12 protein-coding genes are annotated in these 14,650 nt (G+C 74.1%); 4 read left to right on the top strand and 8 right to left on the bottom strand.

Going from position 1 to position 14,650, the window contains the following annotated elements; all coding sequences use genetic code 11:
- Positions 1-390: 390 nt before the first annotated feature.
- The gene (dacB, locus tag ACZ407_RS31345; protein WP_468134364.1) at positions 391-1,926 is read right to left on the bottom strand and encodes a D-alanyl-D-alanine carboxypeptidase/D-alanyl-D-alanine endopeptidase; all 1,536 of its coding nucleotides are present in this window, start codon (positions 1,924-1,926) and stop codon (positions 391-393) included.
- Positions 1,927-2,082: 156 nt separating this feature from the next.
- On the opposite strand from dacB, the gene ACZ407_RS31340 reads away from it, so the two are divergent.
- A complete protein-coding gene (locus ACZ407_RS31340) occupies positions 2,083-2,574 on the top strand; it encodes an inorganic diphosphatase (protein WP_114058390.1) in 492 nt (163 codons plus the stop codon).
- 206 nt (positions 2,575-2,780) lie between these two features.
- Positions 2,781-4,421 carry a threonine/serine exporter family protein gene (locus ACZ407_RS31335; RefSeq protein WP_468134248.1) on the top strand — a complete coding sequence of 547 codons (1,641 nt, stop codon included), beginning with the start codon at positions 2,781-2,783 and terminating at the stop codon, positions 4,419-4,421.
- A 91-nt stretch (positions 4,422-4,512) separates the two neighbouring features.
- Here ACZ407_RS31335 and ACZ407_RS31330 read toward each other — a convergent pair whose 3' ends face one another.
- The 5 genes from ACZ407_RS31330 to ACZ407_RS31310 form a co-directional block, all read right to left on the bottom strand.
- Positions 4,513-5,211: a VTT domain-containing protein gene (locus ACZ407_RS31330; protein ID WP_468134246.1), complete on the bottom strand. Its 699-nt coding sequence runs from the start codon at positions 5,209-5,211 to the stop codon at positions 4,513-4,515.
- A gap of 122 nt (positions 5,212-5,333) precedes the next feature.
- A complete protein-coding gene (locus tag ACZ407_RS31325; RefSeq protein WP_468134244.1) occupies positions 5,334-6,095 on the bottom strand; it encodes a MerR family transcriptional regulator in 762 nt (253 codons plus the stop codon).
- A 64-nt stretch (positions 6,096-6,159) separates the two neighbouring features.
- Positions 6,160-6,711 carry a DinB family protein gene (locus ACZ407_RS31320; protein WP_468134242.1) on the bottom strand — a complete coding sequence of 184 codons (552 nt, stop codon included), beginning with the start codon at positions 6,709-6,711 and terminating at the stop codon, positions 6,160-6,162.
- Between the two features lie 126 nt (positions 6,712-6,837).
- Positions 6,838-8,295 carry an aldehyde dehydrogenase family protein gene (locus ACZ407_RS31315; protein WP_468134240.1) on the bottom strand — a complete coding sequence of 486 codons (1,458 nt, stop codon included), beginning with the start codon at positions 8,293-8,295 and terminating at the stop codon, positions 6,838-6,840.
- Positions 8,296-8,388: 93 nt separating this feature from the next.
- Positions 8,389-9,252: a helix-turn-helix domain-containing protein gene (locus ACZ407_RS31310; protein WP_468134238.1), complete on the bottom strand. Its 864-nt coding sequence runs from the start codon at positions 9,250-9,252 to the stop codon at positions 8,389-8,391.
- Between the two features lie 335 nt (positions 9,253-9,587).
- On the opposite strand from ACZ407_RS31310, the gene ACZ407_RS31305 reads away from it, so the two are divergent.
- Positions 9,588-10,100 carry an ATP-binding protein gene (locus ACZ407_RS31305; RefSeq protein WP_468134236.1) on the top strand — a complete coding sequence of 171 codons (513 nt, stop codon included), beginning with the start codon at positions 9,588-9,590 and terminating at the stop codon, positions 10,098-10,100.
- Positions 10,101-10,215: 115 nt separating this feature from the next.
- On the opposite strand, the gene ACZ407_RS31300 is transcribed toward ACZ407_RS31305, so the two are convergent.
- Positions 10,216-10,455 carry a DUF397 domain-containing protein gene (locus ACZ407_RS31300; RefSeq protein ID WP_468134234.1) on the bottom strand — a complete coding sequence of 80 codons (240 nt, stop codon included), beginning with the start codon at positions 10,453-10,455 and terminating at the stop codon, positions 10,216-10,218.
- A 123-nt stretch (positions 10,456-10,578) separates the two neighbouring features.
- Positions 10,579-12,666, bottom strand: a complete 2,088-nt coding sequence (locus tag ACZ407_RS31295; protein ID WP_468134232.1) for an FUSC family protein — start codon at positions 12,664-12,666, stop codon at positions 10,579-10,581.
- Positions 12,667-13,025: 359 nt separating this feature from the next.
- Between ACZ407_RS31295 and ACZ407_RS31290 the strand changes: the two genes are divergently transcribed.
- Positions 13,026-14,225 (top strand): DUF2786 domain-containing protein, encoded by a 1,200-nt coding sequence (locus ACZ407_RS31290; RefSeq protein ID WP_468134230.1) that lies wholly within the window; start codon positions 13,026-13,028, stop codon positions 14,223-14,225.
- Positions 14,226-14,650 lie beyond the last annotated feature (425 nt).

The raw sequence follows: 14,650 nt of genomic DNA, 5'->3' as shown, positions 1-14,650 counted from the left end.
CACTACGTTTTTTGGGTCTCTGGGGTCTGGGGCGGAGCCCCAGTTCGGGAAGGGGCGGGTAGGGGAAAGCCCCGCAGGGTCACAGCCCGGGCCCTTCGGGGGCTCCGCCCCCGCACCCCCGCGCCTCAAACGCCGGCGAGGCTTGAGTGGGGGCTCTGCGCCCGGCCCCGAGACAAACCCCAGCCAGGCAGGAGTGGGGGCTCCGCCCCGGCCCCCACGCCACAAACGCCGGCGAGGCTGGGTTGGGGGCTCTGCCCCCGGGCCCCCGCGCCTCAAGCGCCGGCGGGGCTTGGGGTGGAACCCCGGCGAGGCTGGGGTGGGCTTGGCCCGCAGGGTCGAGGGTGGGGTCGGCGGGCCTGGGTCACGAGGGGGGCGGGCCGGCCCGCAGGGTCAGGGGTGGGGGGTGGTCAGGGTGGCGGCGAGGCGGTCCAGGGCGGCGGGGGCCGCGTCGCGGTCGGTGCCGTCGGCGGCGAGGAAGGCGAAGGCGAGGAGCCGCCCGCCAGGGCTGACGGCCGTACCGGCCAGGGAGTTCACCCCGGTCAGGGTGCCGGTCTTGGCCCGCACCAGCCCCGGCGCATCCCCTTCCGTGTTGCGCCCGCTCAGCGTCCCCGTGAAGCCCGCAACGGGCAGCCCGGTCAGGACCGGCCGCAACTCCGGCCGCGCCGGATCCGCGGCACGCACCAGCAGCGAGGTCAGCAGCCCGGCACTGACCCGGTCGGCCCGGGACAGCCCGCTGCCGTCGGCGAAGCGCGCCCCCCGCAGGTCCACCCCCAGGCCCCGCAGCCGCGCGGTCACGGCCTGCTCGGCGCCCTCGAAGGAGGCGGGCCGGCCGTCGGCCAGCGCGGTCTGGCGGGCCAGCGCCTCGGCGAGGTCGTTGTCGCTGTGGGTGAGCATCCGCTCGACGAGCGCGGACAGGGGCGCGGACCGGGTCCGGGCCAGCGCGGCGGCATCGGCGGCGGCCCGCCCGGGGGCCGGTTCGCCGCGGACGGTGACGCCCCGCTCGCGCAGCAGCCCGGCGAAGGTGCGGGCGGCGTCCGCGGCCGGGGTCCCGCTGCGCTCGTGGTCCCCGGAGGAGGCGCTGTCGAGGCGGCCCTCGTCGGCCATGAGGGGGGTGACGGGGGCCAGGTTGCCGTTGGGGCCGATGGGGTGCCGGACCGGTCCGGTGTAGAGCGACTCGTCGTAGGCGAGCGTGACCACGGGAGCGGGCGCGGGAGCGGGCGCGGCTGCGGCCGCAGGAGCACCGCCCGGAGCGGCCCGTCCGGCCCCCGCCCCGGGACCGGCCCCAGGACGGCCCCCGGCGGCCGCGCCCGCACCCGCGCCCCCCGCCCGCGCCTTCAGCACGGCCGCCGTGTCGTCCGCGAGCGCGACCAGGCTCGCGGCGCCGGGCCGGTCCTTGCGTGCGGTCAGGGTCGGGTCGCCGCCGCCGGCCAGCACGATGCGCCGGCCGCCGGGGTCGGCGAGCACCCGGGTCTCGATGCGGTACTCGGGCCCGCGGGCCGCCAGCACGGCGGCGGCCGTGGCGATCTTGACCGTGGAGGCCGGGGTCTGGGGCCGGGCGGGGTCGGCGGCGAACAGGACCCTGCCGGTGGCCACGTCGACCACCGACGCCGACCGGAGGCGGCCGAGGGCCGGGTCGGCCAGCAGCGGGGCGAGGGCGGCGGGCAGGCCGCCGTCCGCGGGCGCCGCGGCCGGGGAGAGCGCGGGGAGCACCCCGGGGGCGCTGGGGGCGGGCGCCGGGCCGGCCTGGGGCCGCCCGGGGACCCGCCCGCCGTGATCTGTGCCACCCATGAGGCTCCGGGAGGCGGCCCGGTCCCGCTCGGCCTTACGCTGGCCGGAGTCCCAGGGACCGGAGGCGGCCACCGCCCCGATCGCCAGGGTCAGGCCAACGGCGGCCGAACCCGCGGCGAGCTGCCACGTTCTGACCATCGGCACCTCGGACCAGCCCCTTTCGCGATCACACGACTGCGTGAGGGACACTTAACCACTGCGTCTTGCCGCGAGCATGGCACCCCACCCGGCAGGGCTGGGCCGGACGCGCTATCACTCGAAGCATGTAGCCAGCAGGACATGGAGGAGCAGGACGTGGAGTTCGACGTCACCATCGAGATCCCCAAGGGTTCGCGGAACAAGTACGAGGTGGACCACGAGACCGGCCGGATCCGCCTGGACCGTCGCCTCTTCACCTCGACCAGCTACCCGACCGACTACGGCTTCGTCGAGAACACCCTCGGCGAGGACGGCGACCCGCTGGACGCGCTGGTCATCCTGGACGAGCCCACCTTCCCGGGCTGCCTGATCAAGTGCCGCGCCATCGGCATGTTCCGCATGACGGACGAGGCGGGCGGCGACGACAAGCTGCTGTGCGTGCCGGCCTCCGACCCGCGCGTGGAGCACCTGCGCGACATCCACCACATCTCGGAGTTCGACCGCCTGGAGATCCAGCACTTCTTCGAGGTCTACAAGGACCTGGAGCCGGGCAAGTCGGTCGAGGGCGCCAACTGGGTCGGCCGCGCCGAGGCCGAGGCCGAGATCGAGCGCTCCTTCAAGCGTCTGCAGGAGCAGGGCGGCCACTGAGCCCCTCCGGCCGTCCGCGACGGCCGGCCCGCGGTTCCGCTTCGACGGGCGGCATCCCTCCGGGGGTGCCGCCCGTCGGCGTGTCCGGCAGTGGGCCGGGGGCCGGCACGGGTCCGCGGTGCGTCCTGCCGGGCGTCCGGGGGTATCCGGGTGTCCGTGCGGCGAAACGATTCCGCATACTGTGATCACGGGCCTGGACAGATGGAGTGCGCGTGGCGGAGTCCGAGGGGGCAGAGGACCGCAAGCCGCGGTCGGACGAGGCGCGGAGCGCGTTCGCGACCCCGCCCGGGGTGGATTCGGGCGGACCTCCCGAGGAGGACCAGCCGACCTCGGAATTCACCGTTCCGGGTGGCCTGGCCGCCTTGCCCGCCGACCATCCCGAGGGTTCCGCTTTCGCCCAGCCGAGCACGTACAGCGCCCAGCACTCCCCGCCGGCGTACGTGCCCGGACACGGTTTCCCCGTCTCGCCGATGGCCGAGTCCCCGTGGCAGGACCGGATGCGGACCATGCTCCGGATGCCGGTCGGCGAGCGGCCGGTGCCCGAGGCGGCGAAGCCGGAGGAGGGCGGGCCGCCGGTCGGCCGCGTGCTCGACCTGACCCTGCGCATCGGGGAGCTGCTGCTGTCGGGGGGCGAGGGGTCGGAGGACGTGGAGGCGGCGATGTTCGCCGTCAGCCGCAGCTACGGGCTCGACCGCTGCGAGCCCACGGTCACCTTCACCATGCTGTCGATCACGCACCAGCCCTCGCTGGTCGCCAACCCGGTCACGGCCAGTCGCACGGTGCGCCGCCGGGGCACCGACTACAACCGCCTGGCGGCCGTCTTCCGGCTGGTCGACGACATCTGCGCGGTGGACTCGGGGACCTCGCTGGAGGAGGCGTACCGGCGGCTCGCCGAGATCCGCCGCAACCGCCACCCGTACCCGACGTGGGTGCTCACGGCCGCCGCCGGTCTGCTGGCGGGCGCGGCCTCGACCCTGGTCGGCGGCGGGGTGCTGGTCTTCTTCGCGGCCGCCCTGGGGGCGATCCTCGGGGACCGGCTGGCCTGGCTGTGCGCGGGGCGCGGGCTGCCGGAGTTCTACCAGTTCACGGCGGCCGCGATGCCCCCGGCCGCGATCGGGGTGGCCCTCGCGTTGATGCACGCCGACGTGCGGGCCTCCGCGGTGATCACCGGCGGGCTGTTCGCGCTGCTGCCGGGGCGGGCCCTGGTCGCGGCCGTGCAGGACGGTCTGACCGGCTACTACATCACCGCGGCGGCCCGGCTGCTGGAGGTGATGTACCTCTTCATCGGCATCATCGTCGGGGTGCTGGTGGTGCTCTACCTGGGGCTCCAGCTCGGTCCGCCGCTGGACCCGGAGAGCGTCCTGCAGATCACCGAGCGGCCGCTCGTGCAGATCGCGGCCTCGATGGTGCTGGTCCTGACCTTCGCCGTGCTGCTCCAGCAGGAGCGCTCCACGGTGCTGGTGGTGACCCTGAACGGCGGGGTGGCCTGGGTGATCTTCGGGGCGATGTACTACGCGGGCGGGATCCCGCCGGTGCCGTCCACCGCGGTCGCCGCCGGGGTGGTGGGCCTGTTCGGCCAGCTGTTCTCGCGCTACCGGCACACCTCGGCACTGCCGTACGTCACCGCCGCGATCGGCCCGCTGCTGCCCGGTTCGGCCACGTACTACGGGCTGCTGTCGATCGCCGAGAACCAGCTGAACAAGGGGCTGGGCTCGCTCACCAACGCGGTGGCGCTGGCCCTGGCCATCGCGATCGGGGTGAACCTGGGGTCCGAGGTCTCCCGGCTGTTCCTCCGGGTGCCGGGGGCGGCCAAGCGCCGCGCGGCCAAGCGCACCCGCGGCTTCTAGCGTTCCGGCGCATCCCCGGGAACGCGGAAGCCGGTCCGCCCGGAAGGTGGGCGGACCGGCTTCCGTGCGCGTCGGATCCGGCGGAACGGGGTCAGCGCTTGGCGTGGCGGCCGCGCTGGGAGGGGGCCGGGGCCGCGGCACCGGAGCCGTCCGCGACGGCGGCGGCGGTGCGGGACTCCTTGCGGGCCTTGAGGACCTCGAAGACCACCGGGATGACGGAGATCAGGACGATGAGGACGAGGATGGCCTCGATGTTGTTCTTGATCAGGTCGATCTGGCCCAGCCAGTAGCCGGCCACGGTGACTCCGGCGCCCCAGCCGATGCCGCCGATGAGGTTGTACGTGAGGAAGGTGCGGTACTTCATCGTGCCGGCGCCCGCGATGATCGGCGCGAAGGTGCGCACGATCGGCACGAAGCGGGCCAGGACGATCGCCTTCGGCCCGTACTTCTCCACGAACTCGTGGGCCTTGTCGAGGTTCTCCCGCTTGAAGACCTTCGAGTTGGGCCGGTTGAAGAGCTTGGGACCGAAGAACTTGCCGATCATGTACCCGACCTGGTCGCCGATGACGGCGGCGGCCACGATCAGGGTGCACACGAGCCACAGCGGCTGCTTGATGTACTCGCCGTTGGCCACCAGCAGGCCGGCCGTGAACAGCAGCGAGTCACCGGGGAGGAAGGCGAAGAGGCCCGACTCCGCGAAGATGATGACCAGGATGCCGATCAGGCCGTATTCCGAGATCAGGTAGTCCGGAGTCAGCCAATGGGGGCCGAGCGCAAGCGTCGTGTACACGGTTTCCGGGCTCCTGGCATGGTCGTCGCGGCGATGCGGGGCGGCTGGCTCCGTCTTCAATTATCAACGCACGCCACCCCCGCCCGGTTCCAGTACCGGGCAGGGGTAACTTTGCCATGCTTTTACCGATCGTGGCGCGCCGCGTTGGCCAGGATCGCCCGCCGCATGTAGGCCGCGAGCCCCGCCCCGGCCTTGTCGATGTTCTCCGTGAACCGCGGGTCCGCCACGTACATCTCCGCGAGCCCGCGGTGGATCTCGTACGTGCAGGTGTAGTGGTTCCGGGTGATCATCTGCCGGTGCTCCTCGGCGAGGTCCATCGCCCCGGCCGACTCCGGGGCGGCCCCGGACGCCATCAGCGCGGCCATCCGCCGGGTGTTCTCCTCCCCCTCGGCCTTGATCCGCAGCCAGTCCTCCTTCGTGTAGGACGCGGACCGGCGGGCCGACTCCCGGTAGGCCTCGGTGTCGCCCCAGCGCTCCCGGACCTCCTCCTCGTACTGCTCCGGGTCGTGCTCCCCGAAGACCTCGAACCGCTCCTCGGGGGTGAGGTCGATGCTCATCTTGCGTGCCTCCATCGCGCGCTCCACGGCGGCGGCCATCTCCTGGAGCCGCCGGATCCGGCCCGACAGGAGCACGTGCTGCCTGCGCAGGTGCTCCTGCGGGTCGGTGTCCGGGTCGTCCAGCAGGGCCGCCACCTCGTCGAGGGGGAAGCCGAGCTCCCGGTAGAACAGGATCTGCTGCAGCCGGTCGAGATCGGCCTCCTCGTAGCGCCGGTGGCCCGCACCGCTGCGCCCGCCCGGAGAGAGCAGGCCGATCTCGTCGTAGTGGTGCAGGGTCCGCACCGTCACGCCTGCGAAACCGGCGACCTGTCCCACGGAGTAGCTCACTTGCGCCCCTTCCTTCTCGGTACGCGCTCCACTGTGGGTCCTCACGTCGCGTGAGGTGCAAGTCCTATGCGCCGGGGCCGGCCGCCGCCTGCGCCGCGACCAGCTCGAAGGCGGTCTTGCCGTCGAGGGACTCGCGGATGATGTCCGCGTGCCCGGCGTGCCGGGCGAACTCCTCCACCAGGTGCAGCACCAGCCAGCGCACCGAGACCTTGCCCTCCTTCGGGAACCAGGGGGCCTCGGGCAGCGGGAAGGTGGCATCGAGGCTGGGGGCCGAGCGGACGAACTCCTCGGTCTGCGCCGCGACCCCGTCCCAGAAGGCGAGCACCTCGGGCACCGACTCGCCCGCCGCGAGGCGGAAGCCCTCCCCCCAGGTCTCCTCGGTGCGGGCCCGCTCGTTCGGCTGCTGCTGCGCCATCCGCAGCCAGTTCAGCTCGGTCTCGGCCACGTGCTTGAGCAGCCCGGACAGCGAGAGCTCGCTGGCGCTGGGGCGGCTCGCGGCCTGCTCCTCGGTCAGGCCGAGCACCGAGCGCCGCAGGGCGCCGCGCTGGGCCTCGGCGAAGGCCAGGAGCGCGCCGCGCTCGTCGCCGTACTGCTCCGCGGGAACGTGGGTGACCATGGTGACCGCCTCCGGTGTGTGCCTCGTACTGCCGTCCTGCTGACAAGGAACACACTAGGAAGGGATGCGGTCAGCTTCTGTCCTCAATGGGGAGGGGACACCACCCGAGTCGCGACGCGGCCGGAATCAGAACGGGAAGACGCTGCGGCCGTGCTGCACCGAGATCCACTTCTGGGTGGTGAAGGCCTCGACGGTCGCGCTGCCGTTCAGCCGGCCCAGCCCGGAGGCCTTCTCGCCCCCGAAGGCGGCCAGCGGCTCGTCCCCGATCGTGGAGTCGTTCACGTGGATCATCCCCGTCTCGATCCGCTGGGCGAAGCGGATGCCGCGCTCCACGTCCCGGGTGTGGACCGCGCCGCTGAGCCCGTACGGGGTCGCGTTGGCCAGCCGTACGCCGTCCTCCTCCCCGTCGAAGGGGACCAGCAGGGCCACCGGGCCGAAGATCTCCTGGCCCAGCAGCGGGGAGTCCTCGGCGATGCCGGTGAGGACGGTGGGCTCGACCAGGTTGCCGCGGGTGCTGCCCCGGACCAGGACGGTGGCCCCGTCCTCGATCGCCCGGTCCACGAGCGCCGTGAGGGCGTCGGCCTGGAAGGAGTTGATGAGCGGGCCGATCTGGGTGTCGGCCTCGCGCGGGTCGCCGGTCTTGAGGCCCTTCACCTTGGCGGTGAACCGGGCGGTGAACTCGTCGGCGATGGAGCGGTCCACCAGGATCCGGTTGGCGGCCATGCAGACCTGCCCCTGGTACACGAACCGGCTGAACACCGCCGCGTCCACGGCGTAGTCGAGGTCCGCGTCGTCCAGGACCACCAGGGCGCTGTTGCCGCTGAGCTCCAGGACGGTCCGCTTGAAGTGGCGGGCGGCGACCGCACCCACGTGCCGGCCGACCCGGTCGGAGCCGGCGAAGGAGATCACCTTGGGCACGGGGTGGGTCAGCAGCGCGTCGCCGATCTCGGCGATGTCGGTGACCAGCACGTTCAGCAGGCCGGCGGGCAGTCCCGCGTCCTCGAACAGCTTGGCGATGACCCCGCCGCCGACCACGGGCGCGTTCTGGTTCGGCTTGATGACGACGGCGTTGCCGAGGGCGAGCGCCGGGGCCACGGACTTCAGGGTGACCAGGAAGGGGAAGTTGAAGGGGCTGATGACGGAGACCACCCCGACGGGGAGCCGGTGGACCCGGTTCTCCTTGCCCGCCACCGGTGAAGGAAGGATCCTGCCCTCGGGCCGGACGGCCAGCTGCACGGCCTCGCGCAGGAACTCCTGGGCCATCTGGATCTCGTACGCGGCCTTGGTCCGGGTGCCGCCCAGCTCCTCGATCATCGCCTCGACGATCTCGGCCTCGCGCTCGGCGGTCAGCCGCAGCACGCCCTCCAGCACCCGCCGTCTGGCGTACGGGCTGGTCTCGGCCCAGTCCCGCTGCGCGCGCTCGGCGGCGCGGTAGGCCTGGTCCACCTGCTCCACGGTGGCCACGGTGATGGCGGCGAGCTTCTCCCCGTTGTAGGGGTTGACGTCGATGATGTCCCACGAGCCGGTGCCGGCCAGCCATTCGCCGTCTATGTACTGGTGAGCCAGCTCGGTGAATATGGACATGCCATCCCTTACTGCGAGCGGCGCGCGCACCGTTGCGCCCGCCGGACCCCGATGACGCCGACAACCCTGAATGGCCGTCATCCTACGTGTGGTTCAGGAGAGTTGGAGCAGACCGCGGAGAAGATCCCGGGTCTCGTCCGGGTTCGGGCAGTCCGCCTGGAGGCGCTCCATGGCCCGTTCGTACTGCGCGACCTCCTCGTCCTTGTCGAGGTACAGGGCGCTCGTGAGCTGTTCGAGGTACACGATGTCCTGGAGGTCGGACTCCGGGAACCGCAGCAGGGTGAAGGCCCCGCTCTCGCCGGCGTGCCCGCCGAAGCTGAACGGCATGACCTGGAGGCGCACGTTCGGGCGCTGCGAGAACTCGATGAGGTGCTCCAGCTGACCCCGCATCACGGCGCGGTCCCCGTACGGGCGGCGCAGCGCGGCCTCGTCCAGCACGGCGTGGAAGACGGGGGCGTTCTCGGCGACGAGCACCTTCTGGCGCTCCAGCCGCAGCGCGACCCGGCGGTCGATCTCGGCGGGGGCCGCCCCGGGCATGCCGCGGCTCACGACGGCGTGCGCGTACGCCTCGGTCTGGAGCAGGCCGTGGACGAACTGGACCTCGTAGATGCGGATGAGGGAGGCGGCGCCCTCAAGACCGATGTACGTCTGGAACCACCCGGGCAGCACGTCTCCGTAACTGTGCCACCAGCCCGCCGCGTTGGCCTCGCGGACGAGGCCGAGGAGGGACTCGCGCTCGGCGCCGTCGGTCACTCCGTAGAGGGTCAGCAGATCCTCGACGTCTCTGGCCTTGAAGCTCACCCTGCCCAACTCCAAGCGGCTGATCTTCGATTCGGACGCGCGGATCGAGTAGCCGGCCGCCTCGCGGGTGATCCCACGGGATTCACGCAGTCGCCTGAGCTGAGACCCCAGGAGGATGCGCCGCACCACTGAGCCATTGGACTCGGTTGCGGTCACTTCTCCAACCCTCCCCATCGCGGTGTGTCGTCTGTCTTCAGGTCTCGGGCCCCCGTGCCCCGGGTCCCGAAGTCTGCCACCAAAACGCATCCGCCCGTACTCGTTCTGTAACGGAATCGTGGATCCCGGAAAAGAAGTCCGTAAGTATGCGTAGGAAGAAATGAGCAAGAACCGTCACGGGAACGGACAGGTCCGGCGCGTGCACGTGCATCTGCCCTTGCATCTGCCCTACGCATTCGGAACCATGGTGCCCGCGCAGCTGCGTGCAATCCGCGCATGCGCACAGGGCCCGCCCCGCAGTACCGCTCCGTCCGCGACTTCCGGGAGTGCCTCGCATGGGGACGAATGGATCGACCATGCTCGAGCCTTTACGGCAGGGGCTGCCCCCGGTCGACCCCACGGCCGTCTCCGGGTCCGCGTCGTGCGCCCTGCCGGCCCGGTTCGAGGCCGTACGCGGCGCCCGTTCCTTCACCCGGGCGACGCTCTGCCAGTGGGGCCTGGACGACCGCTTCGACGACGTCTCCCTCGTGGTCTCCGAGCTCGTCACCAACGCCCTGCGGCACGCCCTTCCGGACAGCCCGCGCGACGGTGAGCACGACTCGCCCGTACGGCTGCACCTGATGCGGTGGAGCACCCGGCTGGTGTGCGCGGTACGGGATCCCAGCGAGGACTGCCCGGCCGCTGCCGGGGAGCCGTTCTCGCCCGAGCGGACCGAGGACAACTTCGACCTGGAGTCCGGGCGCGGGCTGTTCCTGGTGGACTCGTACAGCGACGGCTGGGGCTGGCACCCGCTGGCGGGGCGCCTCACCGGCAAGGTCGTGTGGGCGCTGTTCCTGCTCCAGGACTGAGGCCCGAGCGGCCCGCCGGGGGAAGCCCGGGGCCGGGAGAACAGGGGAACACGGGGAGAAAAGGGCGAGCGCCCGGCCGGCGGCCGGGCGCTCCTGCGCATGTCCGGTCGGGGGATCAGGGTGCGATGAGGTGGTCGAACTCGCCGTCCTTGACCCCGAGCAGCAGTGCTTCTATCTCCGCCGGCGTGTACACCAGCGCGGGCCCGTCGGGAAACCGCGAATTGCGCACCGCGACGTCACCTCCGGGCAGTTTCGCGAACTCGACGCAGGAGCCCTGCGAGTTGCTGTGCCTGCTCTTCTGCCACAGCACCCCGTCGAGTTCTGTGGCTGCCATGCCGTTGTACGCGTGGTCCACAGTTTGCCCCCGTTGTGCAGATGTCAACTCCTCCGGATCATAGCTGTGTTCATATGCGGCTGCATGGGCAGATGCACGTGCACGCGGGGTGTCCGGCCCGTTACCGGATCGGAGCCGCGATGGTCAGTCCCGCAGGGCCGCCGAGAGTTCCTCCAGGTCCTCGACCAGCCGGCGGGCGCCGCCGAGGAACACCTCCGCCCCCGGGGCCCCGCCGCCGCCCGGCGCCGCGCCGCCCTCGGGGGCCGCGCAGCCGTCCAGCGCCTCGCGCACCGGGGCCCAGTCCGGCACCCGGCGCTCGCGGATCTCCTTCGCGGCCCGGGCGGTGGCCGCCGCGAGGGCGTCGGCCAGGCGGTCCGCGCCCGGCACCGGCTCCCGGCCGCGGTCCCCGAGGTGCGCCTCCAGCACCATCGCGTTGCGGCCCAGCAGGGCCACCGCCTCGGCCGCCGCCCCGGCGGCCGACCGGGACAGCCCGCGGTGGCGCACCGGCTCCCCCTCGGCCCGTGCCTCCGCCTCCTGCCAGGCGGCCCGGCGGTCCCGCAGGGCGAGCAGGGCCTCGCGCACCTCGGCCCGGCGGACCTCCCCCGGCGGCAGGGCGTACTGGCGCAGCACGGCGGCCGCGTACCGGCCGCCCGCCGCCGTCCAGTCCGCGAGCCGGGTGCGCAGCCGCGGGGTCTCCCAGGCGGGGTAGAGGGCGTACCCGAGCATCGCGAGCAGTCCGCCGAGGAGGGTCAGGGCGACCCGGTCGGGCACCGTCTGGTCCCAGCGGGTGCCGCCCATGCCCAGCAGGAAGACCACGTACGCGGAGACGAAGACCTGGGAGACGGCGTACCCGCCGGTGCGCAGCAGCGCGTACAGCAGGCCCGCGCTGAGCACGGCGAGCACCCCGGACAGGTACCGGCCCGGGTGCAGCAGCTGCACGATGCCGGTGGCGACGGCCACCCCGACCAGGGTGCCGCCGAAGCGGGCGACCGCCCGGGAGTAGGTCTGGGTGAAGTCGGGGCGCATCACCATGACGGAGGCCATCGGCGCCCAGTAGGCGTGCCCGAACGGCAGGCTGCGGCCGATGAGCAGGCCCGCCGTGGCCACCGCCGACAGCCGCACGGCGTGCCGCAGCACCGGCGAGTCCGGCCGCAGCTGGGCCCGTACCGCCGTGAGGACCAGGGGCACCAGCCGGGGCAGGGTGGGCCGCAGGATCGACTCGTCCGGGCTGGCGGTGCGGCCGGAGCCGGGGGCCGCGGTCTCCAGTACGTCGTCCAGGAGCGCGGCGAGCCGGGCGGCGGCCCGGTGGGCGGGGGCGGGCAGCAGCTCGGGGGTGTCCGGGGAGCGGAGGACGGCGAGGGCCGGACCCGGCAGCCGTACGGGCTCCCCGTGCCGGATCGCGTGCGCGGCGGTGTCGAGCACGGTCCCGGCGGCGCCGAGCAGCTCGCGGACCCGGTCCCGGGCCGGGCCGGCTGCGGGCACCCCCACCGCGGGGTCGGCCAGCAGGGCGAGCACCGGGCGGATCCGCTCGGCCAGCCCGCGGGCACCGTGCAGCTCCAGCGGGCGGCGGCGGGCCTGGCGCGGGGTGACGGTGGCGGCGTCCCGGGCGGTCATCAGCGGCTGCGGGTCGAAGGCGGCCCGCGGGTCCTCGCGCAGCCGGCGGGCGAAGTCGGCCTCGGCGGCGAGGGCGTCGGCCAGCGCGTCGCGCTGCTCGCCCCAGCGGCGGACCGGGAAGAAGACGATGAGCAGGGCCTGCACCACCCCGCCCGCGGCGATCATCGCGGCATGGCCGGCGGCCTGGGCCACCGAGGTCGGGAGGGTGACCGTGACCAGCATGATCGCCACGTTGCCCGAGGCGATCATCCCGGCGGTGGGCCCGGCCGCCCAGGCCAGGCCGGCGGCGAAGGTCCACACGGCGACCAGGGCCAGGAAGGCGGCGGTGTGCGAGGACCCGACCAGGTAGCCGATGAACGTGCTGGCCGCCAGGGTCAGTCCGGAGGCCAGGGCGAGCACGGGGCGGGGGCGCCAGCTGCGCTGGAAGGTGGCGAGGGCCGCCTGGAGCGCGCCGAACGCGGAGCTGGCGGCGGCGCCGGGGCCGAGCAGGGCGAGCGAGAACCCGACGACGAGGGCGAGGCCGGTCGCTGCGCGGGCGGCGGGGAGGGGTTCGAGGCGGGCCCGCTCCACGGTCAGCGCCGAGCGGGCGCTCCCCTTCAGTGCCCGAAGCCAACTCACGCGCCCGAGCGTAACCCTCCCCCGGGGGCCCGCCCCGGAGCGCGCGGCCCGCACGGGGGCGAGGCCGCAACCACGACGGAGGCCGCCGCCCACCGCCCAGCGTGGGCGAGGCCGCAACCATGCCGAGGGCTCCGCCGCCGCCCACCGCCGCCCAGCCGTGGGCGAGGCCGCAACCAGGCCGAGCGCTCCGGCGGCCGCGAGGCGGCACATCCGGGCCGACCGGGGCAAACCCCAGCCCGCCCGGCGTTTGGGGACCGGGGTGCGGAGCGGAGCCCCCGGGGAGGGGGTGCGTCGTCCACACCCTGTGGACGGCGGTGGGGGGCGGGCCCCCGCCCGGGAGGGGTCCTTAGGCTGGAGGGATGCGCACCGTCGACGCGGCCTTCGCGGCCGGCCTCCACACCCAGGACGACACCGCCCTCGACACCGCCGCGTCACTGCTCGCCGCCGACCCCGCCGCCTGGCCGGAGACCGGCCGCGAACTCCTGCGCCGCGGCGAGGGCTTCGTACGCCAGGCCTGGGAGCGCGGCTGGCAGCCCGCGGACCTCGCCCGCCTGGTCCGGCGGGACCTCGACGAGCGGCACCTGCGGCTGGCCGTGGACCTGATCGCCGCGGAGGGCCGCCGGTACACGCAGTTGCCCGAGCGCTGGCACGCGCAGCTGGCCGCGCTCGGCGGGGCGGAGGTCTGGTGGCAGGGGGACGACACGTACGCCCCCGCCCTGGCCCGCCGCGAGTCGGCGGACCGTTTCACCCTGGCCACGGCCCTGCTGGAACTCCTGCGCCTGCTCGTCCGGCTGCCCGCCCTGGAGCCCGTCGGCCCCGTGCCCGGCGATCCCGCGGCCGCGGTCGCCGCCCTGCACGGGGACCCCAAGATGCTCGCCCGCATCCGTGCCCTGCTGGCCAAGGCGGAGGCCACGCCCTACCCGGAAGAGGCGGAGGCGCTCAGCGCCAAGGCCCAGGAGCTGATGGCCCGCCACACCGTGGACGAGGCCCTGCTCGCGGCCCGCGGCGGCGCCCCGGCACAGCTGCCGGGGGCCTGCCGGATCGGCGTGGAACCGCCGTACGAGGAGGCCAAGGCGGTGCTGCTGGACGCGGTGGCGACCGCGAACCGCTGCCGGGCGGTGTGGAACGGCAGCTTCGAGTTCTCCACGGTGGTCGGCTTCGAGGCGGACCTGGAGGCGGTGGAGCTGCTGTACACCTCCCTGCTGGTGCAGGGGGTCGCGGCCATGACCCGCGCCGAGCACGCGCAGCGCACCGGCGGCCGGAAGCGGACCAAGACGTTCCGGCAGTCCTTCTTCCTCGCGTACGCCGGCCGCATCGGGCACCGGCTGGAGGAGACGGCCGCCCGCGCCGCCGAGGAGGCCGGCGCGGAGGCGGGCGGCGGCTCGCTGCTGCCGGTCCTCGCCGCCCGCGACGTGGCCGTGGCCTCGCGCGCCGAGGAACTCTTCCCCCGCACGACCACCACCCGCCTGCGCGGCGCGACGGACCTGGCCGGCTGGGAGCACGGCACGGCGGCCGCCGACCACGCCAACGTCACCCCGGGCCGCCCCCGCCTCCCGTAACCCACCGGGCCGGCCGCGGCCCCGGCCCACCGGGCGGCACACCCCCAGCCCCTCCGGCGCTCCGAGGCCCGGGTTCGTGCCGAGCCCGGTGCCCGGCGCCAGCCCCACCGGGCCGGGGCAATTCCCTTCCGCTCCGCGGATGGACCCGGCGGGGGCAAAACCAGCCTCGCCGGCGCTTGAGGCGCGGGTCCGGGCGGAGCCCGAGGGGGCAACCCCCAGCCCCGCCGGCGCTTGAGGCGCGGGTCCGGGCGGAGCCCGGTGCCCGGCGCCAGCCCCACCGGGCCGGGGCAATTCGCTTCCGCTCCGCGGATGGACCGGGCGGGGCAAAACCAGCCTCGCCGGCGATTGAGGCGCGGGTCCGGGCGGAGCCCGGTGCCCGGCGCCAGCCGGGTTGCTCTTGGGGGTCCCCCCCACCACCCCCCCCC

Source organism: Streptomyces sp. NPDC030809 (assembly GCF_055572195.1).
This window is presented reverse-complemented; position numbering and strand designations above follow the sequence as displayed.

Bases quoted from the DNA above. Each gene is read 5' to 3' on its own strand.
- dacB (WP_468134364.1), bottom strand. From the start codon at position 1,926: ATGGTCAGAACGTGGCAGCTCGCCGCGGGTTCGGCCGCCGTTGGCCTG.
- ACZ407_RS31320 (WP_468134242.1), bottom strand. From the start codon at position 6,711: ATGGTCACCCACGTTCCCGCGGAGCAGTACGGCGACGAGCGCGGCGCG.
- ACZ407_RS31315 (WP_468134240.1), bottom strand. From the start codon at position 8,295: ATGTCCATATTCACCGAGCTGGCTCACCAGTACATAGACGGCGAATGG.
- ACZ407_RS31305 (WP_468134236.1), top strand. From the start codon at position 9,588: ATGGGGACGAATGGATCGACCATGCTCGAGCCTTTACGGCAGGGGCTG.
- ACZ407_RS31290 (WP_468134230.1), top strand. From the start codon at position 13,026: ATGCGCACCGTCGACGCGGCCTTCGCGGCCGGCCTCCACACCCAGGAC.